Source organism: Clostridium sp. JS66 (assembly GCF_033561535.1).
In the GTDB taxonomy this organism is placed as follows: Bacteria; Bacillota; Clostridia; order Clostridiales; family Clostridiaceae; genus Clostridium_AM; species Clostridium_AM carboxidivorans.
Genome location: NZ_CP131467.1, coordinates 1,376,284 through 1,399,172 on the forward strand (window position 1 = coordinate 1,376,284; position 22,889 = coordinate 1,399,172).

The following is a 22,889-nucleotide window of genomic DNA, read 5'->3' on the forward strand; positions in this document are numbered from 1 at the left end:
AAGGAGTGACAAGATAATGGTATCAAAAGAGATGTATGAATTAGGATCAAAACGTTCTGTAATTAGAGAATTATTTGAGTATGGAAAACAGCAGGCTGCAATTGTTGGAAAAGAAAATGTATTTGATTTCAGTATTGGAAATCCAACTGTTCCAGCACCAGAATGTGTAAAAGAAGCTATTATAGAATTGCTGGAAACAAAAAAGTCAGATGAAATTCATGGTTATACTTCTGCACAAGGAGATTTTGAAGTAAGAAAAGGTATAGCTGATTATATGAACAATACATATAATTCACAGCTTAAAGCGGATAATTTTTATATGACATGTGGCGCTGCAGCTTCATTATGTATTGCACTTAAGGCACTTACTGTAAATTCAGAAGATGAGTTTATTATTGTTGCACCTTATTTTCCAGAGTATCTAGTTTTTGTAAAAAGTGCAGGTGCAAAGGCTGTAGTAATACCAGCAGATACAGAAAATTTTCAAATTCAGATGGATTTATTAGAAAAGTCCATTAATTCTCATACAAAGGGAATTATAATAAATTCTCCTAATAATCCATCAGGTGTTGTATATTCAGAAAAAACCTTCAAGGATTTAGCAGATTTGTTAAAAAGGAAATCTGAAGAATATCAAAATACTTTATATCTAATATCAGATGAACCTTATAGAGAGATTGTTTATGATGATATACAGATACCATATGTTCCAGCTTATTATGAGAATACAATCGTATGTTATTCATATAGTAAGTCAATTTCACTTCCAGGAGAAAGAATAGGATATATACTAGTTCCTGATTGTGTAGAAAATGCTAAGGATGTTTATACAGCTGTATGTGGAGCTGGACGTTCACTTGGATATGTATGTGCACCAAGTTTATTCCAAAAGGTAGTATTGAAGTGTTTAGGTAAAACATCAGATATAGCGCTATATGATACAAATAGAAAATTGTTGTATAATGAACTTACTAAAATGGGTTATCAATGTGTAAAGCCAGATGGTGCTTTTTACTTATTTGTAAAGGCTTTAGAAGAAGATGATGTGAATTTTTCTGAAAATGCAAAGAAATTTAATCTTCTAATTGTTCCAGGAGGAGATTTTGGATGTCCAGGATATGTGAGAGTTTCTTATTGTGTTGATACAGAAATGCTAAAAAGATCTTTTAATGCATTTCAGAAATTAAGAGATTTGTATAAATAAAAGTAGATGTAAAAAGGACTATATCTAAGAATTAGTATTGATTTTTAGATATAGTTTTTTATTTACAATGTTTTAAGTTTTATACCACTGTTGTTAAATAAGATGTTATAATGTATTTGAACTAAAAAGTGTGTGAAGATTATAATAATTTAGAAATGGAGGGAATTTAGTTAAAAAGTTAGTTTAACTAGAGATTTGTATGAATAAGATAATGAGAATAGGAAAAAAAGATTTTGAAATTGGTAAAAGAACTTATATAATGGGTATTTTAAATGTTACTCCAGATTCTTTTTCAGATGGCGGTAAGTTTAATAACATAGAAAAAGCTATACAGCATGCAAAGGAAATGATAGAGCAGGGTGCAGATATAATAGATATAGGTGGAGAATCTACGAGGCCTAATCATACACCAGTGTCAGAGGAAGAAGAATTAAACAGAGTGGTTCCTGCAATAAAAGCATTAGCTAAGGAAATAGATATACCAATTTCTGTTGATACATATAAAGGAAAAGTAGCAGAAGAAGCTGTAAAAGCAGGGGCAGCTCTTATAAATGATGTTTGGGGATTTAAAAAGGACCCTTATATAGCAGAAGTAGCAGCAAAGTATGAAGTGCCATGCTGCTTAATGCATAATAGAGAAAATAAGGATTATGAAAACTTAATGGAAGATGTATTAAGTGATTTAAAACAGAGTATAGATATTGCCTTAGAAGCAGGTGTAAAACCTGAAAAGATCATTTTAGATCCAGGCATAGGTTTCGCTAAAACTTATGAACAAAATTTGATTGTTATGAACCATTTAGAGGATTTTCGTAAATTTGGATATCCATTGCTTTTAGGAACTTCAAGAAAGTCCATGATAGGCAATGCGTTAAATCTTCCTACAGAAGAAAGAGTGGAAGGTACTGTAGCTACTACAGTTATAGGAATAATGAAAGGTTATGATTTTGTAAGAGTTCATGATATAAAAGAAAATAAAAGAGCAGGTGTTATGACAGATGCTATAGTTAGATTATATTAATAGAAACATGTATATAAATTTCTAATATCAATCACAAAATAACTAGTTTTTTAATAGTATAGTATAGTGTATTAATATTAAAAAGGTGATGTATCTTTGAAGGCATATGCTGTTTTTCAAGGTGGAGGAGTTAAGGCTATAGGCTTTGTAGGAGCAATTACTAAGTTTGAACAAATGGGATATAAGTGGGAAAAGTTAGCTGGAACTTCTGCAGGAGCAATTATAGCCTCATTATTGGCGGTAGGATATACTAGTAAAGAATTGAAAAACATAATGAGTACATTAGACTATACTAGCTTTTTAGATAAAAATAGATTACAATCTCTTCCTATTATAGGCAAAGTGCTAGGAATTGTGGGTCAAAAGGGACTTTATCAAGGAAACTATATAGAAATTTGGATAGATGAGTTATTAAAAGCTAAAGGTAAAACTAAATTTAAGGATGTAAGTAAAAATGGAGTATCAAATCTTAAAATAATAGCTTCGGATATAACTAAAAAAAGTATTCTTATTCTTCCAGATGATCTTATAAAATATGGAATTGATCCCATGGAATTTGAAATTGCAAAAGCCGTTAGAATGAGTACAAGTATTCCTTTTTATTTCAAACCTGAAAAATTAAGATATAGAGATAAATATAGTTTTATAGTAGATGGAGGAATACTAAGTAATTTTCCAGTGTGGATATTTGATGTTACAGGAGTACCTAAATTGCCTACTTTCGGATTTAAGTTTGAAAAAGTATCTAAATCATGTAGTGAAAAGGAAAGAAATGATTTTTTATGTTTTGTAATGGACTTAGTGGAATCTGTAATTGATAATTATGATGAGACTTATTTAACGGATAAAGATCGAGTAAGAACTATATCTATACCTACTGCTGATGTTAAAACTACAGAGTTTGATATAACAAGGGATAAGAGTTTAAGGCTATTTGATTTAGGATATGAAAGTGCAGAAAGGTTTCTTAATGAATGGGATTTTAGAGAATACATTAGATGTTATGTTCAGAAAAAAGTTTCAATATAAGCACATTGCGAAGCAAAGCTTCGCAATATTTTTATAGTGTTCATTTTTAGTTGCTTATTACAGATGTATCTTTAAAAAGTGGTATTTAGGTGATCTCCAAGTTTTTAAATAGGATATGTTTAGTGCTTCAAAAGAATGTTGAGAAATTAAAGGCTTATTTTGTGAAAATCCTGTTATAATCGCTGAATGAAATATAATATTTTTGTTATTTTCATAGAATATTAAATCTCCTAATTCTAGAGAATTAATATTAGATACTTCAACTCCTTTACAGCCAGGTAGATTAGATTCTTCATTTATTTTTAAATACCAGTAAAGAGAATGAGCTAAAGTCCAAGAAAGTGACTGGTTATTATTGTTGTACCACCATGAATTTTTGCGGTTGAAAATCATTGGTACGCCTCCAGCATATAAACATTGTGAAACAAAATTTGCACAATCACCACTGTTATTTTTTATTAAAGGAAAGTATCTATATTTTTTATTAGGGTTTAAAGCATACTTCAAAGCGTATTTTACAGAATCACTTCTAGAATATTGTGATGCTCTAAGCATATACATAATTAGTTATCCCACCAAATTATAGCATTATAATAACAGTATATGTGTTAAGTAGTGAAGGGTTAAATTATTTTAAAAATTAATATTAATAAACTAGTGTTATATCTTTAAAATTTTATGACAAAAGTATGTATTTTTATTATGTATATATGTAATGTATCTTCTATTATAGATATTAGAAGATACATTTAAGAGTTTATTTATGCTTTCTACTCCATTGATTGTATAAGTCTGGGTATTCTTCCTTTAATATTTTCATAAATTTAGATAATACTGATAGTTCTTTTAATCCTTCCATTATTTTGAGAGGGTAATTAAGTTTCCTTTCGAAAACTTTTCTAGGGTCTATTACTCTAACATCTTCATTAGATTGAACAAAAATATGAGCAAGTCTTATATCTAGTTTTTTAAATCCAGCAGTTTTAAAGCTTTCTACAAGTTTAATAAGATTTATAGCTAGTTTTTCAGAAAGTCCATTTTTCCTTATATAATCTTTAATGCACATTCCAGGAATATATTCTCTTATCATAGCTCTATTGTTATAAGAATATACTTTAGCAAAATGAGGATTATCCTGTACTCTTAGTAATATTTCTAGTTCACCCTTGCAGCCTTTTTCCTTATTGTATATTTTAATAATTCTTTTTTTGTCTGGAAGAAGGTATACAGATCCTTGACGACCTTTACCGATGAATTTACATTCCTTCAAATTAACTCCTAAATACTTCTTATCTACTGAGTTATTCATTTTTTTACCTCCATATTATGTGATTTTAGCTGTATATTGTGTCTGCTTAGTATATAATATTAAATGTTATTTACATTTGACATCACTATAATAAAAAATTACTATAAATATATAGGATCATTACAAACAATACAATTTGAAGGGAGCTTTATATAATATGGATGATATATTAAAAATAATAAAAGATAAGAAATTAACTTATCAGCAAAGATTAATAGCACTTGCAGGTGGAGCGGAATCTAGCTTAAACGTGTTAAATATAAGTGATGATGTACAAAAACTTAGGGAGGAAGGAGTAATCTGTGATCTTAATGAAGGTAATGCACCTTATAGGCCAAGATATGTATTGCCTGATTATGAAAAATTCATGGAACAAGGAAGTGAATTTTTAGGATTGAAGCCTCCAAAAGATATTTGGGAAGCTGTAAATAATTTATTAATACTATATAAGCATGTGCCTTCAGTTACAACAATGCCTGTTTATGTAGGAAACGTTGATACTTTATTAGAACCTTTTATTGAGGATGAAGAAGAATCATATAAGGCAATAAAATTATTTTTCATTCATATAGATAGAACTGTAACAGATTCTTTTTGTCACGGTAATATAGGACCTAAGGATACAAAGGCGGGTAGAATAATATTAAAGGTACAAAGGGAAATTCAAACGGCTATACCTAATATAAGTTTAAAATATAGTAAAGAAGAAACATGTGATGATTTTGCTGTGGATGCTGTAAGTACAGCATTAGTTACAGCAAAGCCAAGTTTTGCAAATCATGAAATGTTTTTAGAAGAGTTTAAACCTAATAGATATGCTATAGCAAGTTGTTACAATGGTTTATGTATAGGTGGAGGAAGCTATACTCTAGTTAGATTAAATTTAAAAGCTTTAGCTGAAAAAGCTAGCAGCGAAGAAGAATTTATAAATGATCTTTTACCAGCTACTATGGAAAAAATGGCTTCATATATGGATGAAAGAATAAGATTTTTAGTAGAAGAAAGTGGATTCTTTGATTCCAACTTCCTTGTAAAAGAAGGCCTTATAAGTAGAAATAAATTTACAGCTATGTTTGGTATGTTTGGTCTTGCTGAATGTGTTAATACACTTTTAGGTGCGGAAGACTTGGGTAAGAGATTTGGACATAATAAGAAAGCTGATGAACTAGGTTTAAGAATTATACAAAAAATGTATGAGGTAGTAAATAAGAGAACTAACCCATATTGTGAGGCAGCTGAAGGACATTTTCTACTTCATGCTCAAGTTGGAATAGAAACTGATAAGGGTACAAGTCCAGGATGTAGAATACCTATAGGAGAAGAGCCAGAATTACATGAACATCTAATTCAAAGTGCTGAATTTCATAAATATTTTCCATCTGGAATAGGAGATATATTCCCATTTCAAATAACAGCAAAGAAAAATCCAGAAGCTATTTTAGATATAATAAAAGGTGCATTTAATCAGGGAATGAGATATTTTTCATTGTATGCATCAGATAGTGATGTAATAAGAATAACTGGATATCTTGTAAAAAAATCAGATTTGGAAAAATTAGATAGAGGAGAAGCTGTACTCCAGGATACAGTAGCATTAGGATTAGGTGCAGTTAAAAATTCAAGAGTATTGGAGAGAAAGGTAAGAAAATGTTAAAGGGAATTGTAAGAAAAATTATCCCGTTTAGCTTTGTAGATGGTCCGGGAAACAGGACAGCTATATTTTTTCAAGAATGTAATTTTGATTGTCTTTACTGCCACAATCCAGAAACTATAAAAAGCTGTATTCAGTGTGGAGAATGTGTAGATAATTGTCCATATGGTGCAATATCTTTAGTTGAAAAATCTGTGGTATGGAATCCAGAAAAGTGCGAGGATTGTGGTCTGTGTGTTAAGATATGTAAAAATCAATGTGGACCTAAATTTAGAAGTATGGATACAGATGACATATTAGAACAGATACTAAAGGTTAAGCCTTTTATTTCTGGGATAACTGTATCAGGAGGAGAGTGTACCCTTCAATGGCAATTCCTCGTGGAGTTGTTTGAAAAGGTAAAAAAATTAGGATTGACAATATTTGTAGATAGCAATGGAAGCACTGATTTTAGAAAGTATAAGGAACTTACTGACTTGTTGGATATGGTTATGCTAGATATGAAATCTTTTGATAAAGATGAGCATAAGATGCTTACAGGAAAAGATAATAATATAGTTATAGAAAATGCAAAATATTTAGGTAGTATAAATAAGTTATATGAAATTAGAACAGTAATAGTACCTGAAGTTTTAGATAACTATAGAAATGTAGATGAAATAAGTAAGCTTATAGTAAATATTAATCCTAAAATAAGATATAAACTTATAAAGTATAGAAGTATAGGTACTCGTGAGGACAAGATTAATACACGTCAACCTACTGATGAAATGATGGAACAACTTAAAACTAAAGCTTGCAGTAATGGATGTGAAAATGTAATTATAGTGTAAGGTTTTTATTAACTCAACTTTCATAAGTTAAAAGTTACTTCTTAGTGCATTACGTGTATATATATTACTTTCTAATATGACTCTAAATAAAAGGCGTAGCTTTCTAGTTTATGTATACTTTAGCTATTTTTAATAACACCCTATAGCAAAGCCTACAAAAGTAGTAAAATAGTTAATTATTAAATGTATTTGAAATACTTGTATGTTTTAGCATTATATTTTTCAATCACATAAATAATAAGTCTCTTTTAAGATATTTCAACAGAATAGAAAACAACTGCTTTTCAAACTAAATATATTACCATAACAACAGGCTCCGCCTTAATCTTTAGGCGTTGAAATTTATGATTATAAATATAATTGATGTTACTAAAATTACTTATAACAATGTAATTAGATTCGTACACTTGAAGTTACTAGTTTGGATTTTAACTTTTATGCAGTGATATATGATAAGGGTGTCATCACATTAGCTAAATTGTTTTAGTATTATTCTTAGCTCAAAATTTTTGAAAGCCTTAGAACTTTAGTCCTGTCTGAGGAAACCGAGTTTGACAAAGTTCTTAGGCTTTCAAAAATTTCGAGCTTTAGAATAATTAAAACATTTAGCCGTGATGACACCCTTATCATATATCACGGAATGAAAGTTAAAATCCAAACTTCCACTGCATTCTTGTGTCACAATTTGCTCATATTAAGTTGTTTTATTGTATAGAGTAGCCTGTATTTGTAATGCATTGCTCTATTTTTTTTGCATCTGCAGGAGTATTAAATTCTACTTCCACAGTTCCACGAGCTATGTCTACTGCAATTTCTTGAACCCCTTCTATTTTATCTAGAGCATTTTTAATTTTAGTTTTACTTTCAGGGTATACCATGCCTGAAACGTTATAATGAACTGTTTTCATTTTTTATCCACTCCTTAATATATTCAAAATACACATTTTAGTATTATAAGAAATATAAATTTTTATTCAAAATACATATAATGTTAAAAAAGAAGTACTATAATTAAAGATATATTCAATAGTTAAAAGTATGAAAGCAAAGGTGAGTTCAATGCCAGAAAAATATTGGCCTGAAACCGTAATATTATGGGGGGCTGGTGCTACCAATTCTTTAGGACTTTATGCTACAAAAGAATTAATTCAAATTGTAATAAAGATAAATAAAAATGATTTTTCTTTTTTAGATGGTAAAGATGAAAAATTGAAATCATCTTTTAAAAAATTAGTGACAGAATATTTAATAGAAGATGGAGAACTTTCAAAAATATATGATTTAAAGGCGCTGCAAACTATTATAAACACAAATACAAAAATTAATATGCATGAACTTTTTACAATGCTTGATCAATTAATAGATAGTAATATGGGATTTAATGCTTTTTGTAATGGAAAAACAGAATTTTTAAGAGTAGAGAGAGTAAAAGCTGCTAAGAGGTGCTTAATTCTTCTAATCGAGGAACTAGAAAGATTAAGCATACAAAAAAGGCCAGGGTATATGGATAAAAAAAATTTAGATCCATATTATCAATTTACTAAAATATTGACAGACATTATGAAAGAAGAAGGAGATATTTTTGATAGGCGAGGATATGAGAAAGATACAAGGAGATTCTATTTATATTCTTATGCTATAATATCGTTTAATTGGGACCCTGTAATTTTGTGGAATATATTTAATTCACATAAGGAACAAAATGATAATTCATATTATTTAAAAGATGGTTTAAAGCTTAGGCTTTTTGATGATTTTGGGACTCAAATTGCTTCTATAAAAATAGACAGTGATGAGCCAGAAATATGGTATACAGTAGAGGAATCACAATGCAAAAGGATAAATGATTATAAGTACCCATCTAGAATTGTAAGAATAGGAAAAATTCTTTTTCCTCATGGTATTTTTGGATCAAGGATATGTCCTGAATGTGGAAAATATATAACAACCTTTGGAGGAAGCTGGAATAGGTTATCTACAGAAGTCTTCGGACCATCTGTATTGGAAGATTTACAAAAATCATGGAAATATAAAAGTGAAAATGAAAAAAAGAATAAAAAGGGAGCTATAGAGTGTCCATACTGTGGACAAATAACTTATCCTTTTGACATGCCGCTTATAATGCAAACTTTAGCAAAACAAAAAAGTATACCACCTTTAGAGGAAATAAAAACAGAAATGGGACTTTTAATGAAGAATGCAAAACATATAATATTTGCAGGATATAGTTTGCCATTGGATGATATTATGGTGAAAACCTTTTTTATGTCTTCTATTTCAGGAAATGATAAAAATAAACTTAAGTGTACAGTTATAAATTACGATGAGGATTATAAATGTGCAAAGGAATGGCTTACTGGCAGTGATATAGAGAGATATGTGAAGAAGAGTAAGAATGCTGCTGTAGTAGAATGTATAGAAAATGTTTGTGACATATTCAATTTGGAGAATGTAAGAGTTTCTCTCAAAGGAATACCTAATGTATTTATGAAAAATGGAAAATGCAACAGGCATAAAATTATAGATTTATTGTATCCAAAAGAATATTTTCCTGAAGGTTTTCCTGTTAGCAGGGAATAGAGTATTATTAACTCAGATTTCGTATGTATAAGATTTTGACTTAGTATAAAATATTGCGACGCAACTTTTTTTCAGAGGACAATTGACAGATGACAGAGTACAATGAAGGTGAGTTTTCTTCTTTACGTCAGAAAACTAATTTATTTTTAAGCTTGTTTTGCTAAAGCGGGTATCTAAAATCAACCTTCACTGTCCTCTCAGAAATATTGCGGAAAGTAAGTTATTGAATCGTAACTGCAAATTAAAAGTAAAATTGTAATATGGTGGTTAAAATATAAATAATGTGGTATAATTGTTGAAATAAAAATTATTAGGGGGCTAACTAATGAGTGTAGAAAGTGTAAAAAAGCAATTTCATGATGAAAATTTAAAATTGAAAGTATTTGAGCTTGATGAAAGCACAGCAACTGTAGAATTAGCAGCTCAGGCTATAGGGGTAGAGCCTGAACGTATAGCAAAAACTATGGCTTTTAAATTGAAGGATAGGGATATTTTAATAGTTTCAAAGGGTGATGCTAAAATAGATAATAGAAAGTTTAAGGATTGTTTTAGTACTAAAGCTAAAATGCTAAGTCCTGATGAAGTGTTAGAAGTAACTGGTCATCCTGTAGGAGGAGTTTGTCCTTTTGGACTTAAGAATCATATGGATACATATTTGGATGTATCCCTTAAAAAATTTGATTTTGTATATCCAGCAGCAGGATCACCACATGCTGCAGTAAAGGTAGCTGTTGATGAATTAGAGAAGATAACTAAAGGTACCTGGGAAGATTTATGCAAGTAAATATGTGAGTAATATGAAAGTTGAAGGATTATATTAGACATAATATGATTCTTCAACTTTTTTATTAAAAATATTTAAAAAACATATTGTAATTCAAATTTAGATAAGCTAAAATTAATTTAGTAAGCAAAAGTTAAGAAAAAAGAAAGTTATGTTATAAAGAGAGGGAGTCACGTGACAAATAGAGAAGAAGAAATTTTAAAGCTTATAAAAAGTAATCCTATGATTTCTCAAAAAGAGCTTTCAGAAATTTTGGGCATTACCCGTTCTTCAGCAGCAGTACATATTACAAATTTAATGAAAAAGGGATATATAAAGGGAAAAGGATATGTATTAAATGAAGCTCCTTATGTATGTGTAGTAGGCGGTGCTAATGTTGATATCCAGGGATTTCCTAATCAAATATTAATACAAAAGGATTCTAATCCTGGTCAAGTAAAAATATCCTTAGGCGGTGTTGGAAGAAACATAGGTGAAAATTTAAGAAAAATGGATGTAGAGACCAAACTTATTACTGTTATAGGTAATGATGTATATGGCAATAAGATAATAGAAGAAGGAAGAAACATAGGACTGGATATGGAGCATTCTCTTGTACTTCATGAGCAGCCAACTTCTACTTATTTATGCATACTCAATGAGAAAGGAGATATGCAGGTAGCTATTGCATATATGGACATTTTAGAGCAGATGACAGTTGAATTTATACAAAAGAAAAAGCATGTAATAGATAATGCTAGTATTTGTGTTATAGATACAAATATACCACAGAAAACTATTGAATACATTGTAACAAATCATAAGGATACTGAGTTCTTTTTAGATACGGTATCCACAACTAAGGCAAAAAAGGTGAAGGACATTATAGGATGTTTTCATACTATAAAGCCTAATAAAATTGAGGCAGAAATTCTTTCAGGTGTAGAAATTAAAAGTAATGATGATTTGAGTAAATGTGGAAAATATTTTTTAGATAAAGGTGTTAAAAGAGTATTCATAACTCTTGGAGAAGATGGAGTTTATTATAATGATGGATGTGAAGAAAATATTGTAAAAACACCAAAAGTTAATGTATTAAATGCTACAGGAGCAGGGGATGCCTTCTTGGCAGCACTGGTTTATTCCAGAATGAATAAGTTATCAATGAAAGAGAGCACTGAGGTTGCTATGACAGCATCTATTTTAGCTCTATCTCATGAAAATACCATAAATCCTAATATGTCAATTGAAAATATAAATAAAAAAATGGAGGAATTAAAATTATGTTAGAAAAGTACTTAGATATAAACCCAGAGGTTAAAAAAGCACTAGAGGAAGGTAAACCAGTAGTAGCATTAGAATCTACTATAATATCTCATGGAATGCCATATCCTAAAAATGTTGAGACAGCAAGAAATGTTGAAAAAATTATAAGAGACAAAGGAGCAGTTCCTGCAACTATTGCTATTTTAAATGGCAAATTAAAAGTTGGTCTTACTAATGATGAACTTGAACATTTAGGTAATGGTAAAAATGTAATAAAAACAAGTAGAAGAGATATTCCATTTATAATTGCAAAAAAAATGGATGGAGCAACTACTGTAGCATCTACAATGATTATTGCAGAACTTGCTGGAATAAAAGTATTTGCTACAGGTGGAGTTGGTGGAGTACATAGAGGAGCACAACAAACCTTTGATATATCAGCAGATTTAGAAGAATTGTCACATACAAATGTAGCTGTAGTGTGTGCAGGTGTGAAATCTATACTAGACATAGGATTAACTTTAGAATATTTAGAAACTAATGGAGTTCCAGTAGTAGGATTTGGAACAGATGAAATGCCAGCTTTCTATACAAGAAAAAGTGGTTTCGGAGTTGACTATGAAATTGATTCAGTTAAAGAATTATCAGATGCTATAAAGGCTAAGTGGGATTTAGGATTACAAGGTGGACTTATAGTTGCAAATCCAATTCCTGAACAATATCAAATGGACTATGATGTAATAAATAAAGCCATTGAGGATGCTTTAAAGGAATCAGAAGAAAAAGGTATAAGAGGTAAGGAATCAACACCATTTTTACTTGCTAAGATAAAAGAAATAACTGGAGGAGACAGTTTAGAATCCAATATAAGACTTGTTTATAATAATGCTGCATTAGGTGCAGAATTAGCAGTAGAATTATGTAAATAAAATTTTGTATAATATAAGTATAGGTATATATCAGATTAATTATATATACCTATGCTTAATTTTTTATTATAGACTCTTATAAAATTGTTTAATATTTAGAAAATATAAAATTATCTTTTTTAATTTTTTGTATTGAATTTTATTTTCAAGGTGATAAAATTAAATCGTCGGTATTCAATTTGAAACCGAACGGAAATTTTTTAATAAGAAATTCCGAATTATATCCAAGAAAAGGAATAAGAACGGAGGTAAATTATCAATGGAAAGAGGATTAAAATCTACAGCTAAGTTTAGCACAAGACAGCTTGCTGTAATAGGCATGTTGTCATCAATTTCAATCATATTGGGATTGACCGGGTTAGGATTTATACCTATACCACCTGTAAAAGCAACTATCATGCATGTTCCAGTTATTATTGGAGCAATACTAGAAGGACCTGTAGTAGGTGCTATGGTAGGATTGATTTTTGGTATATTTAGTATTGTACAATCAATAACTGCACCAACACCAGTTTCTTTTGCATTTATGAATCCACTGGTTTCTGTATTGCCTAGAGTACTTATAGGATTAACTTCTTATTATGTTTATAAGGTTGTTAAGTTAAAGTCGAAATCTCTAGGAATTGCATTTGGAGCTGCTGTAGGTACACTTACTAATACTATAGGTGTACTTGGAATGTTGTACCTTATATACTTAGGACCTTACGCAAAGGCTTTAAATTTAAGTTTAAGTGCTGCTAAAAAAGGTATAATTGCAGTTGCTGTAACTAATGGTATTCCAGAAATAATTTTGTCAATGATTATTGTAGTTTCAGTAGTAACTGCAGTTAATAAAATAAAACATAGGTAGAAAAATATTCCTTGAGTTCATAATGAAATTGAGCTCAAGGATTTTTTATATTTAATTCTAAATGCAATAAATATTAGAAAATTATAGTTACACTGTGCTATAATAGATTTGAATTCTATTTTTACCAGGAGGAAAGAAGAATGTTAAAAAAGAAATTTTGTTTATTAGTTTCAGTTGCAGCAGTTAGTTTATCAATGTTGTGTACAAGTAAAGTTAATGCTGCGTTCCCTGAAGTTAAAAGAATTTGGGGAGCTGATAGATATGAAACTTGCAGTAAAATTGTACAAGAAGGATGGAAGAGTACAAGTGAGTATGCAGTAATAGTTAATGGAGAAAATTTTCCAGATGCTTTAAGCGCATCTGTATTAGCTAAAAAATATAATGCACCTATATTGCTAGCCAAAGGTAGCACTTTAGGTGATAAAACTTATAATGAATTAAAAAGATTAAAAGTGCAACATGTATTTATTGTAGGAGGAACAGCTGTTATAACTCCTAGTGTAGAAAGTACAATGAAAAATATGGGGATAATTACTGAGAGATTAAGTGGACAAGATAGAAATGAAACTTCAGCAGCAGTAGCTGAGAAAATTGGTGCTGATAATGGAGTTATACTTACTACAGATAATGATTTTACAGATGCATTGTCTATTGCGCCAATAGCAGCTAGATATCAAATGCCGATTATTTTAATGCCTAAGGATGGAATACCTGGTTCTGTTGAAAAGTTTATGGCTGGTAAGAATATTTCTAAAACTTACATAATAGGTGGAAAAGATGTAATATCTGAAGATACAGCACTTAAGTTCCCTAATGTTGAAAGAATTGGTGGTAAGGATAAGTATGAAAAAAATATAAATATTATCAAAGCTTTTGGAGATAAGGTTGATTTTAGTAATGTATGCATGGCTTACTCAGAACAATTTGCAGATGCTTTAAGTGGTTCTGTTTTTGCAGCACAAGGAGCTAATCCTATTATATTGATGGGTGATAAAGCCAGTGAATATACTAAATATTTTTTAACTACTAAAGAAAACGAAATTAAAAATATTACTGTTTTTGGTGGAACTTCAGGAATTAAGGAATTGCATGAACAAGATGTATTTAATAGTACTAGTGGTGATACTTCAAATAATACGCCAACTACAGATACAAGTGTTCAGAATAACGGTTCACCTATAGTTAAACAAGGAAATTGGGTTTACTATAGTGTAAATAATGGAAGCTCATCATCAACCAGCAAATTCTATAAGGAAAAAAGTGATGGATCAGACAAGGTGAAATTATCAGATGATTTTGCAAAAAAAATTTGGATCGATGGTGATTATATTTATTACATTAATTATTATGGAGAAGATCAAAAAAACCGTTTTTATAAAATGAAAAATGATGGTACTGAGAGAAGCGAATTAACAGATGATGCACCTGTTTATGTGAATTTTCAAGATGATTATATTTATTACGCGAAATATAATAAAGTAGACTCGGACAAGTTTTCTATATATAAAATAAAAAAAGATGGAACTGGAAAACAAGCTATAGGAAATGAGCATGGAATGTATTTGACATTAGAAGATGGATGGATGTATTATGCTAATTTAGATGATGGATCTAAAATATATAAAATGAGAACAGATGGGACAGACAAAAAACTTTTATGCAATGATTCTGCAGAAAATTATATGAGTGTTGTAGGTGATTGGATTTACTACTGTGATAATGAAAATAATAATTTATATAGAATTAAACTTGATGGTTCAGAGAAACAAAAACTTAATAATTCAAATAGTAGAAACATAAATATTGTGGGAAATTATATATATTACAGTGCAATAGATGAAAATGATAATGGTTTGTTGTATAAAATGAAATTAGATGGATCAGAAAATAAGATGTTAAGTGATGTAGATTGTTCTACTGCAGTGGAGGTTCAAGGTGATTATGTTTATTGTTCAGGATTCAATTCAAATGGAGTTTATAAAATAAAAAATGATGGAACTGGCTATGAAAAGATAAGCCAAGATAAATCTGTTATTTCCTTGTATGTAGCAGGAGATTGGGTATATCATTTAGATCTTATGTCTGGTAATATGACAAGTAAGTTATATAGAATGAAACTAGATGGATCTTCAAATCAAATTGTTGAATAAAAACTTAACGTAGCCTTTAGTTATGAAGTTTAAGCAAAAATAACCTGATTATAATTTATAAAATTAGTGCGTTTTTTATATTCGCACTAATTTTTTATTGTGTATTAAAAATTTTAATTATATGCAGTATTATTATGAAATTAAATCATTGACATTAAAAAAAACATGTACTATTATGTAATAAAGTAAACTATTAGTTTACTTTATTACATAATAGTGTTGGAGGACTTTATGGGAACAAAAGAGAGAAAAGAGAAAGAATTATTAATAAAGAAGAATGATATTATAGATGCAGCAGAAAGAGTTTTTTTTGAGAAGAGTATGCAGCAAGCCACTATGGATGAGGTTGCAAAAGAAGCTGAATTTAGTAAGAGAACAGTTTATGTTTACTTTAAAAGTAAAGAAGAAATTTATTATGAAATTATGCTTAGGGCATTTAAAAATTTAAATAGCATGATAAATGAAAATTTAGAAAAATATAAATCAGTTAACAGCATAGAAAAAATTAAATTGTTAGGAAAAACCTTCATTGATTTTAGTATTAAGTATCCTGATTATTTTAGGGTTATAGTAGACTATGAAAATCAGCAATCAGACTTTAGCAGTAATAATGAAGTAATTATGGAATGCTATAAAGAAGGTGAAAAGGCACTGAATAATTTGAAAGAAATACTAAGGCAAGGAATAGATGAAGGAGAGGTATTGGAAAACATAAATATAGATACTACAACAATTATTTTATGGTCAAGTATTTCTGGTATTTTCAATAACATTGTTAAAAAACAAGATTATTTAGAACATTATTACAACATAAAAGCAACTCAGTTAATAGGGGAAACATTTGAATTCATGATAAGATCTATAGTTAAATGTAAAGGTGGGAATTAATTATGAAAAAAAGAATAGTGTTTTTACTTATGACATTTGTTGTTGTAGCGCTGGCATCGTATAAGATTATAGATACAATAAAGATTAATAAAACCAGTAATATTTCCATAACAAGTGAAAAGCAAGGAAAAAAATTATCTATTTCAGTTATAAAAGGACAAGAATATCTTCATAAATTTCAAGTTAATTCTTTTATTAGTATAAAAACTCCTCCGCAATTTGCTATTTGGATAGAAGATTTAAATGGAAATTATATTGATACAATATATGCAACCTCGAAAATTGTTAATCAAAATTGGAGTAAGGCGCCAGGTGATTCAGCACAAGGTGGCAAAATCAAACGAGAGGAAGCATTGCCTTATTGGACTCATAAACATGGAAATAATAAAATTAATCCAGATACTATGTCATCAGCTACACCTAAGGGCAATTCTGTAATAAGTAGCAAAATTAATGAAAAGCAAGGTGGATATATAATTTTTGCTGAAGTTAACATGTCAACAGATTTTAATGAATATTACCCTAAAAATGCTGAACAAGGAAAGGATAATTATTCAGGTGGATCTTGGGGAAGTGGCCAGCCAGCTTTGATTTATAGCTCAAATATTAATTTGAATTCAATAAATAAAATATACGACTTAAAACTTATTGGACATAGTAGCCCTGATGGATCTGATGGAAATTTATATAAAGATTTATCTAAAGTAACTACAGCAAAAAATATAATTGATAAGATAACAGTTCAAATAAAGTAATATATATTAAAGTAGAAAATAGTGGGATGGTGTGTAATGAAAAAAATACTTGTACTAAATGGAAGTCCACGTAAAGATGGTATAGTTTATAATTTATTAAAAGAAATAGTTAATGGTTCAAAAGATAACAATGAAATAGAATGGATTGATGTATACAATTTAAAAATGAAACCATGTATAGCCTGCATGAAATGTAGGACAAATAATGAATGTGTATTGCCTAAAGATGATGCAAACTCTATTGGAGAAAAAATACAAAAATCAGATGTATTGATAGTTGGAACTCCTACTTATTGGGGAAATATGAGTTCTCAACTGAAAGTTTTGTTTGAACGTAATGTTCCAGTTTTTATGGGAGAAAGTGATAGTGGCATGCCAATAGCAAGGCAGAAAGGAAAAAAAGCAGTGATAGTTGTATCATGCAGTACACCATGGCCATTTAACTTTATAGCGGCAGAAAGTAGAGGCGCAATGAAATCTGTAAAAGAAGTTTTGCATTATGGTGGATATAAGATAGTAGGTAAGATTGTAAAGTCAGGAAGTAAAACAAATAGAAATATTTCCGAAAAAATGTTAAACAAATCAAGAAAAATAGGGGCTAAATTGCAATAAACTCAACTTTCGCACATACAAAACTTTAACTTAATATAATAAGTAAATTGTGACACAAAGCATTTCAAAAGTTCAAAGTCCAAATAACAAATATAAAATATCCTTATTTGATATTTGTTATTTGTTCTCTAAAAATATTTAGTTTTCTCCTAAAAAATACTATCTATATTATGATAAAATTATAGAAAAAGGTTTTAAATAAGGAGTATAAAAAATGAAGGAAATAAGTTTTAGTGACATAGAAGGAATAAAAATAGGAAATTTTGAAGACTTAAATGGACCAACAGGTTGTACAGTAGTAATTTGTGAAGAAGGAGCATCTGCTGGAGTAGACGTTAGAGGAGGATCACCAGGTACTAGGGAAACAGATTTGCTGAACCCTGTAAATTTGGTAGATAAAATTCATGCAGTAATACTAGCAGGAGGAAGTGCTTTTGGATTGGATGCAGCTAGTGGAGTAATGGAATATTTAGAGAAAAAGAATGTGGGTTTTGATGTTACTGTTACAAAGGTACCAATAGTATGTTCTGCTGTATTATTCGATCTAGCTATTGGAGATTATAGAATAAGGCCAGATAAACTTATGGGCTACAAAGCTTGTGAAAATGCTGAATTAAATGAATGTAGAGAAGGTAATGTAGGAGCTGGTACAGGTGCCACCGTGGGTAAGATATTAGGCAGTGAATATTCAATGAAGGGTGGATTAGGTTGTTATGCTGTTCAAGTAGGAGAACTTCAAGTTGGTGCATGTATTGCAGTTAATTGTCTTGGAGATGTAATAGATCCTTTTACAGGAAAAATTATAGCTGGGGCTTTGAAGGAAGATAAAAAAACTTTTGCAAATACAGAAGAAATTATGATATCACGATATTCAGAAAAGAAAAATTTGTTTAGTGGTAATACTACAATAGGAGTAGTGGCTACTAATGGTAAATTTACAAAGTCAGAAATGAATAAAATAGCCTCTATGTCCCACAATGGATATGCAAGAACTATGAGACCTGCTCATTCAATGTTTGACGGAGATACAATATTCACTATGGGTACAGGAAAAATAGAAGCAGATATAAGTGTAGTGGGACTTTTAGCTGCCAGAGTAGTTGAACAAGCAGTCGTAAGAGCTGTTAAAAGTGCAGAATCAATGCTAGGATACAAAGCATATAAAAATTTAGATAAATAGTAGATAACTTTATTATTTTTAGAGGACAATTGTCATCTGTCGTCTCAAGAAAAATTATGTTGCATAATGCTCATTTTCCGCAGGAAAAATATTACTTGCACAGCAATCACAAATATTGTAGAATTTATTTGCAGGAATAAAAACACAGTTCGGTAGGTAGTCCGGACGCATATTAAGTAATTTTAATATGTCAGTAGCCTTCCCCCTCGGGATGTCCATTTTCTGTATGAATTTAATTTGGAGGGGAAAAAAATGAATATTAAGCTTACTGTTTATTTCGAAGATCCGTTTTGGGTAGGAGTATTTGAAAGAACTTCAAATAGCCTTTATGAGGTTTCTAAAGTAACATTTGGTTCTGAGCCTAAGGATTATGAGGTTTATGAATTTATGCTTCGTAATTTTTATAAGCTAAGGTTTACTAAACCTATTAAATTGATGGACTTGAAAGAGAAGAAAATAAATGCTAAAAGGCTTCAGAAAAAAGTAAAAAAAGAAACTGAAAAAAAGGGAATATCAACTAAGGCTCAAGAAACAATGAGGCTAGAACAGGAAAGTAAAAAAGTAGAAAGAAAAGAAGTTTCTAAGGCTAAAAAAGAGGAAGAAAAGAAAAGGCAGTTTGAACTTAAACAGGAAAAAAAGAAGCAAAAGAAAAAAGGTCATTAAGTATGGAAGAAGGAGTTGACAATTAGATTGCCAACTCTTTTTGAATAAATATTTTAGATGTAAGTATAATATAGTCTAATATAAAAGTTTATAAATGTGACAAGCTATTTGAAAGTAATTTTAAATTTAATAAATTTTATAGTTAATTTTGTGTACAATAATTAACAAAAGTTAGATATAATATTACTTAGGTGTTTTAGACAAAAATTATTAAGTTAGGGGAGATAAAGATGTCAGAAGAAATTAAAGATACAAATTCTATGAAGGAGTTTATGGAGGACATAGAATCATCTATGAAATCAATTAGAAGAGGAGAAGTTGTAAAAGGTAAGATTATATCTGTAACAGAAAATGATGCAATAGTAAATATAGGATATATGTCAGATGGAATACTATCTAAAAGTGAAGTAGTTGAAAATGAAGAAGACAATCTAAGTGATATTTTAAAAGAAAATGAAGAAATATATGTTTATGTATTAGATATGAATGATGGTGAAGGTAATGTACTTTTATCTAAAAAGGCAGCAGATAAAATAAAAGCTTGGGATGAATTGAAAAAGGCTTTTGAAGAAAAATCAGATGTTGAAACAACAGTAAAAGAAGTAGTAAAAGGTGGAGTTGTAACGTACATAAAGGGTATAAGAGCATTTATACCTGCATCTCAGTTGTCATTATCTTATGTAGAAGATCTAAAGCCATTTGTGGGTAAAACTTTAACTGTAAAAGTAATAGAATTTGATAAAGATAATGAAAAGGTTGTTTTATCTAGAAAAGTAATAGAAAAGGCTGAAGCAGAGCAAAAGAAACAACAGCTTTTAAATAGCATTAAACCAGGAGAAAAAAGAAGTGGTGTAGTAAGTAGACTTGCTAAATTTGGAGCATTTGTTGACTTAGGTGGAGTAGATGGACTTATTCATGTTTCAGAATTATCATGGAAGAGAGTTAATAATCCAGCGGATGTGGTTTCTGTAGGAGATAAAGTTGAAGTTTATATATTATCTGTAGATAAAGAAAACAATAGAATAGCATTAGCGTTAAAGGATGTAAATGAAAACCCATGGGAAAGTGTAAGTAATAAATTTAAAATTGGAGATGTAGTAGAAGGTGAAGTTTCGAAGCTTGCAAGCTTTGGAGCGTTTGTAGAAATTCAGCCTGGAGTAGAAGGACTTGTTCATATTTCAGAAATATCAGAGGAAAGGATAGCAAAACCTTCAGATGTACTAAGTTTAGGAGATAAGGTTAGAGTAAAAATATTAGATATAGATAATAAGGAAAATAGAATTAGCTTAAGTATTAAAGATGCAGTTGAAAAACCAAAAGAGGATTTAGATAAATTCAATGATAATGAAAGTGCAGGTACTAGTTTAGCAGATTTACTAAAAGATTTTAAATTTTAAGGTGTAAGAATAAGCTTCTAATGGAGTTTGCAGCCATTGAAGCTTATTTTTAATTTCAGCATTTAAGCAAGCATATATTTTATATATTGTAAACGATAATAACTTACTTTTAATGAATTGTTTCCCATAATGTAACTTTAAAAAAATGCGTAAATAGTATATTATTATAGTTAGGCTATGTAAGTTGATATTAAATTGTATTTAGTAATATAGCTTTATTATAAGTTCACAAAATGTTTTACAATAATAATTATATTTTAGATATAAATATTTTTATTATTTATATTGATACAGAGGTGGTATTGTTTGAACTATGAATTGAAAAAAAGTGAACTGAATTTAGAAAGTTTTATTAATAGCACAACACGTTTTAACAAATATGAAACAAGTAATGTAGATTATACTTTAGAACTTTTAGAAGGTGTATTAAAAGGAATTCCTGATATTATTAGAGTATTTGGTTCGGATAATACAATTTTGTTTTTTAATGAAGCTGGATACAAATTTTATAATAAGACTCGAGGTGAAGTTAGAGGGAAGAAGTGTTTTGAAACTTTAAACAGAAAAAAAAATTGTGAAAGCTGTGATGTAGAAAAAGCCATAAGAACTAAGCAAATGATAATAATAGAAAAGTATGTTCCAGAATTTAACCGGTTTATGGAGTGCACTTACAATCCAGTTTTAGATGACTCTGGTGAAATAATATTTGTTGTTGAACAATTAAAAGATATTACTGAAAAAAGGATAATGGCTAACACTGTTAAAGAAAGTGAAGAAAGATATCGTAAGATAGTTAACCTTTCACCTGAGGCTATAGCTATTGTAGTTGACAATAGAATTGTTCTAACAAACCATCAAGCTTGCAAGTTAGTAGGTACAGACTATAGTAAGATTATTGGAGAAAGTATATATAAATATATAGAAAGTGAAAGTGTAAAAACTATTCGCAAAAAAATAAAGCAAATATTAGAAGAAAAAAGAGCGAAGAGTACATCTGATCATAAAATTGTTAGATATGATCAAACTACAGTAGAAGTAGAGATATCTGCTAGTTATTTAACATATAAAGGTAGACCAGCTATTCAAGCAGTAATTAGAAATATTACAGAAACTAAAAGAGCGCTAAATCAGGCTGCTAAATTTCAAAAAAAATATATCGAAACCATATCACCTATTCCAGAAAAAATTCAAATGGAAACATTATATATGCCAGCTAGAACTGTAACCGGCGATTTTTTTAAAATATATAAAGTTAATGAAGATTTGGCGATTGGGATAGTTGGAGATGTTAGTGGTAAAGGAATCACAGCAGCTCTTAGTGTGTTGGCATTTTTTGTGCTATTTCGTGAAGCAATTTTAATTAGTTATGATCCAAGTGAAATAGTTAAAATTTTGAACAAAAAAATTGTAAATTACTTAGACAAATATATAGCAGCATGTTGTTTTAGTTTAGACTTAAAGAAAAATGAAGCAAGAATAGCAGGTGCAGGAATAAATCAATTTATGTTTCAAAAAAGTAATTGCAGTGCTGAGGAGTTTATTGTAAAGGGCCCTTTCTTAGGTATGTTTGAAGATGGAGAATTTGATGAAAAAGTAATTTCCTTTGAAAAGGGAGATAGATTTTATTTTCCTACAGATGGATTGGAATTTATATTTGATGATTACGAAATTAAAGATAATTATCTTAAGGAACATACAATAACTGAATTTATAGAGTATATGAAAAATATTTTAAATAATGTAATTGCTGATTTTGGAGCTTTGAAGGATGATAGTACACTTATTGCCTTAGAAATTAAATAGTTTAGG

The 22,889-nt window shown here is 29.5% G+C and carries 21 protein-coding genes; 18 read left to right on the forward strand and 3 right to left on the reverse strand.

The annotated features are described in order from the left end of the window. Positions 1-16 precede the first annotated feature (16 nt). From Q6H37_RS06580 to Q6H37_RS06590, 3 genes are all read left to right on the forward strand, one after another. The gene (locus Q6H37_RS06580) at positions 17-1,204 is read left to right on the forward strand and encodes a pyridoxal phosphate-dependent aminotransferase (RefSeq protein WP_318740213.1); all 1,188 of its coding nucleotides are present in this window, start codon (positions 17-19) and stop codon (positions 1,202-1,204) included. Positions 1,205-1,415: 211 nt separating this feature from the next. Continuing rightward, positions 1,416-2,225: a dihydropteroate synthase gene (folP, locus tag Q6H37_RS06585; protein WP_318742939.1), complete on the forward strand. Its 810-nt coding sequence runs from the start codon at positions 1,416-1,418 to the stop codon at positions 2,223-2,225. Between the two features lie 96 nt (positions 2,226-2,321). After that, positions 2,322-3,254 (forward strand): patatin-like phospholipase family protein, encoded by a 933-nt coding sequence (locus tag Q6H37_RS06590; RefSeq protein ID WP_318740215.1) that lies wholly within the window; start codon positions 2,322-2,324, stop codon positions 3,252-3,254. A gap of 57 nt (positions 3,255-3,311) precedes the next feature. On the opposite strand, the gene Q6H37_RS06595 is transcribed toward Q6H37_RS06590, so the two are convergent. After that, positions 3,312-3,815, reverse strand: a complete 504-nt coding sequence (locus tag Q6H37_RS06595) for an amidase domain-containing protein (RefSeq protein WP_318740217.1) — start codon at positions 3,813-3,815, stop codon at positions 3,312-3,314. A 196-nt stretch (positions 3,816-4,011) separates the two neighbouring features. Beyond that, positions 4,012-4,563: a serine/threonine protein kinase gene (locus Q6H37_RS06600; RefSeq protein WP_318740219.1), complete on the reverse strand. Its 552-nt coding sequence runs from the start codon at positions 4,561-4,563 to the stop codon at positions 4,012-4,014. Between the two features lie 157 nt (positions 4,564-4,720). Here Q6H37_RS06600 and Q6H37_RS06605 point away from each other — a divergent pair, with 157 nt between their 5' ends. Beyond that, entirely contained in the window at positions 4,721-6,217 is a 1,497-nt protein-coding gene (locus tag Q6H37_RS06605) for a YjjI family glycine radical enzyme (protein ID WP_318740222.1), read from the forward strand. Continuing rightward, positions 6,211-7,047, forward strand: a complete 837-nt coding sequence (locus tag Q6H37_RS06610) for a YjjW family glycine radical enzyme activase (protein WP_318740224.1) — start codon at positions 6,211-6,213, stop codon at positions 7,045-7,047. Before Q6H37_RS06605 ends, Q6H37_RS06610 begins: the two co-directional genes overlap by 7 nt. 704 nt (positions 7,048-7,751) lie before the next feature. Here the strand turns inward: Q6H37_RS06610 and Q6H37_RS06615 are convergent. After that, positions 7,752-7,955 carry a heavy metal-associated domain-containing protein gene (locus Q6H37_RS06615; RefSeq protein ID WP_318740226.1) on the reverse strand — a complete coding sequence of 68 codons (204 nt, stop codon included), beginning with the start codon at positions 7,953-7,955 and terminating at the stop codon, positions 7,752-7,754. A 151-nt stretch (positions 7,956-8,106) separates the two neighbouring features. Between Q6H37_RS06615 and Q6H37_RS06620 the strand changes: the two genes are divergently transcribed. From Q6H37_RS06620 to Q6H37_RS06680, 13 genes are all read left to right on the forward strand, one after another. After that, positions 8,107-9,627 (forward strand): hypothetical protein, encoded by a 1,521-nt coding sequence (locus Q6H37_RS06620; protein ID WP_318740228.1) that lies wholly within the window; start codon positions 8,107-8,109, stop codon positions 9,625-9,627. Between the two features lie 325 nt (positions 9,628-9,952). Next, entirely contained in the window at positions 9,953-10,411 is a 459-nt protein-coding gene (locus tag Q6H37_RS06625; protein WP_318740230.1) for a YbaK/EbsC family protein, read from the forward strand. Between the two features lie 174 nt (positions 10,412-10,585). Next, positions 10,586-11,680: a PfkB family carbohydrate kinase gene (locus Q6H37_RS06630; RefSeq protein ID WP_318740232.1), complete on the forward strand. Its 1,095-nt coding sequence runs from the start codon at positions 10,586-10,588 to the stop codon at positions 11,678-11,680. Next, positions 11,674-12,585 carry a pseudouridine-5'-phosphate glycosidase gene (locus tag Q6H37_RS06635; RefSeq protein WP_318740234.1) on the forward strand — a complete coding sequence of 304 codons (912 nt, stop codon included), beginning with the start codon at positions 11,674-11,676 and terminating at the stop codon, positions 12,583-12,585. The genes Q6H37_RS06630 and Q6H37_RS06635 overlap by 7 nt, the downstream gene beginning before the upstream one ends. Before the next feature lie 259 nt (positions 12,586-12,844). Then, complete coding sequence (locus Q6H37_RS06640) at positions 12,845-13,435, forward strand: ECF transporter S component (protein ID WP_007062297.1); 591 nt, start codon at positions 12,845-12,847, stop codon at positions 13,433-13,435. A gap of 140 nt (positions 13,436-13,575) precedes the next feature. Next, positions 13,576-15,585, forward strand: a complete 2,010-nt coding sequence (locus tag Q6H37_RS06645) for a DUF5050 domain-containing protein (RefSeq protein ID WP_318740237.1) — start codon at positions 13,576-13,578, stop codon at positions 15,583-15,585. Between the two features lie 231 nt (positions 15,586-15,816). Next, positions 15,817-16,473, forward strand: coding sequence for a TetR/AcrR family transcriptional regulator (locus Q6H37_RS06650; RefSeq protein ID WP_318740239.1), 657 nt, complete (start codon positions 15,817-15,819; stop codon positions 16,471-16,473). Between the two features lie 2 nt (positions 16,474-16,475). Next, on the forward strand, positions 16,476-17,228 hold the full coding sequence (locus Q6H37_RS06655) for a DUF2271 domain-containing protein (protein WP_318740241.1): 753 nt from the start codon (positions 16,476-16,478) through the stop codon (positions 17,226-17,228). 36 nt (positions 17,229-17,264) lie between these two features. Beyond that, a complete protein-coding gene (locus tag Q6H37_RS06660) occupies positions 17,265-17,840 on the forward strand; it encodes a flavodoxin family protein (protein ID WP_318740243.1) in 576 nt (191 codons plus the stop codon). 214 nt (positions 17,841-18,054) lie between these two features. Beyond that, positions 18,055-19,020 (forward strand): P1 family peptidase, encoded by a 966-nt coding sequence (locus Q6H37_RS06665; protein WP_318740245.1) that lies wholly within the window; start codon positions 18,055-18,057, stop codon positions 19,018-19,020. 252 nt (positions 19,021-19,272) lie between these two features. Next, positions 19,273-19,683 carry a YjdF family protein gene (locus Q6H37_RS06670; protein ID WP_318740247.1) on the forward strand — a complete coding sequence of 137 codons (411 nt, stop codon included), beginning with the start codon at positions 19,273-19,275 and terminating at the stop codon, positions 19,681-19,683. Positions 19,684-19,913: 230 nt separating this feature from the next. Continuing rightward, positions 19,914-21,080, forward strand: a complete 1,167-nt coding sequence (rpsA, locus tag Q6H37_RS06675; RefSeq protein ID WP_318740249.1) for a 30S ribosomal protein S1 — start codon at positions 19,914-19,916, stop codon at positions 21,078-21,080. 306 nt (positions 21,081-21,386) lie between these two features. Then, complete coding sequence (locus Q6H37_RS06680; RefSeq protein WP_318740251.1) at positions 21,387-22,883, forward strand: PAS domain S-box protein; 1,497 nt, start codon at positions 21,387-21,389, stop codon at positions 22,881-22,883. Positions 22,884-22,889 lie beyond the last annotated feature (6 nt).

Coding starts and splice junctions, on each gene's coding strand:
- Q6H37_RS06580 (WP_318740213.1), top strand. CDS start 17: ATGGTATCAAAAGAGATGTATGAATTAGGATCAAAACGTTCTGTAATT.
- folP (WP_318742939.1), top strand. CDS start 1,416: ATGAGAATAGGAAAAAAAGATTTTGAAATTGGTAAAAGAACTTATATA.
- Q6H37_RS06595 (WP_318740217.1), bottom strand. CDS start 3,815: ATGTATATGCTTAGAGCATCACAATATTCTAGAAGTGATTCTGTAAAA.
- Q6H37_RS06600 (WP_318740219.1), bottom strand. CDS start 4,563: ATGAATAACTCAGTAGATAAGAAGTATTTAGGAGTTAATTTGAAGGAA.
- Q6H37_RS06605 (WP_318740222.1), top strand. CDS start 4,721: ATGGATGATATATTAAAAATAATAAAAGATAAGAAATTAACTTATCAG.
- Q6H37_RS06610 (WP_318740224.1), top strand. CDS start 6,211: ATGTTAAAGGGAATTGTAAGAAAAATTATCCCGTTTAGCTTTGTAGAT.
- Q6H37_RS06615 (WP_318740226.1), bottom strand. CDS start 7,955: ATGAAAACAGTTCATTATAACGTTTCAGGCATGGTATACCCTGAAAGT.
- Q6H37_RS06620 (WP_318740228.1), top strand. CDS start 8,107: ATGCCAGAAAAATATTGGCCTGAAACCGTAATATTATGGGGGGCTGGT.
- Q6H37_RS06625 (WP_318740230.1), top strand. CDS start 9,953: ATGAGTGTAGAAAGTGTAAAAAAGCAATTTCATGATGAAAATTTAAAA.
- Q6H37_RS06635 (WP_318740234.1), top strand. CDS start 11,674: ATGTTAGAAAAGTACTTAGATATAAACCCAGAGGTTAAAAAAGCACTA.
- Q6H37_RS06640 (WP_007062297.1), top strand. CDS start 12,845: ATGGAAAGAGGATTAAAATCTACAGCTAAGTTTAGCACAAGACAGCTT.
- Q6H37_RS06645 (WP_318740237.1), top strand. CDS start 13,576: ATGTTAAAAAAGAAATTTTGTTTATTAGTTTCAGTTGCAGCAGTTAGT.
- Q6H37_RS06650 (WP_318740239.1), top strand. CDS start 15,817: ATGGGAACAAAAGAGAGAAAAGAGAAAGAATTATTAATAAAGAAGAAT.
- Q6H37_RS06655 (WP_318740241.1), top strand. CDS start 16,476: ATGAAAAAAAGAATAGTGTTTTTACTTATGACATTTGTTGTTGTAGCG.
- Q6H37_RS06660 (WP_318740243.1), top strand. CDS start 17,265: ATGAAAAAAATACTTGTACTAAATGGAAGTCCACGTAAAGATGGTATA.
- Q6H37_RS06665 (WP_318740245.1), top strand. CDS start 18,055: ATGAAGGAAATAAGTTTTAGTGACATAGAAGGAATAAAAATAGGAAAT.
- Q6H37_RS06670 (WP_318740247.1), top strand. CDS start 19,273: ATGAATATTAAGCTTACTGTTTATTTCGAAGATCCGTTTTGGGTAGGA.
- rpsA (WP_318740249.1), top strand. CDS start 19,914: ATGTCAGAAGAAATTAAAGATACAAATTCTATGAAGGAGTTTATGGAG.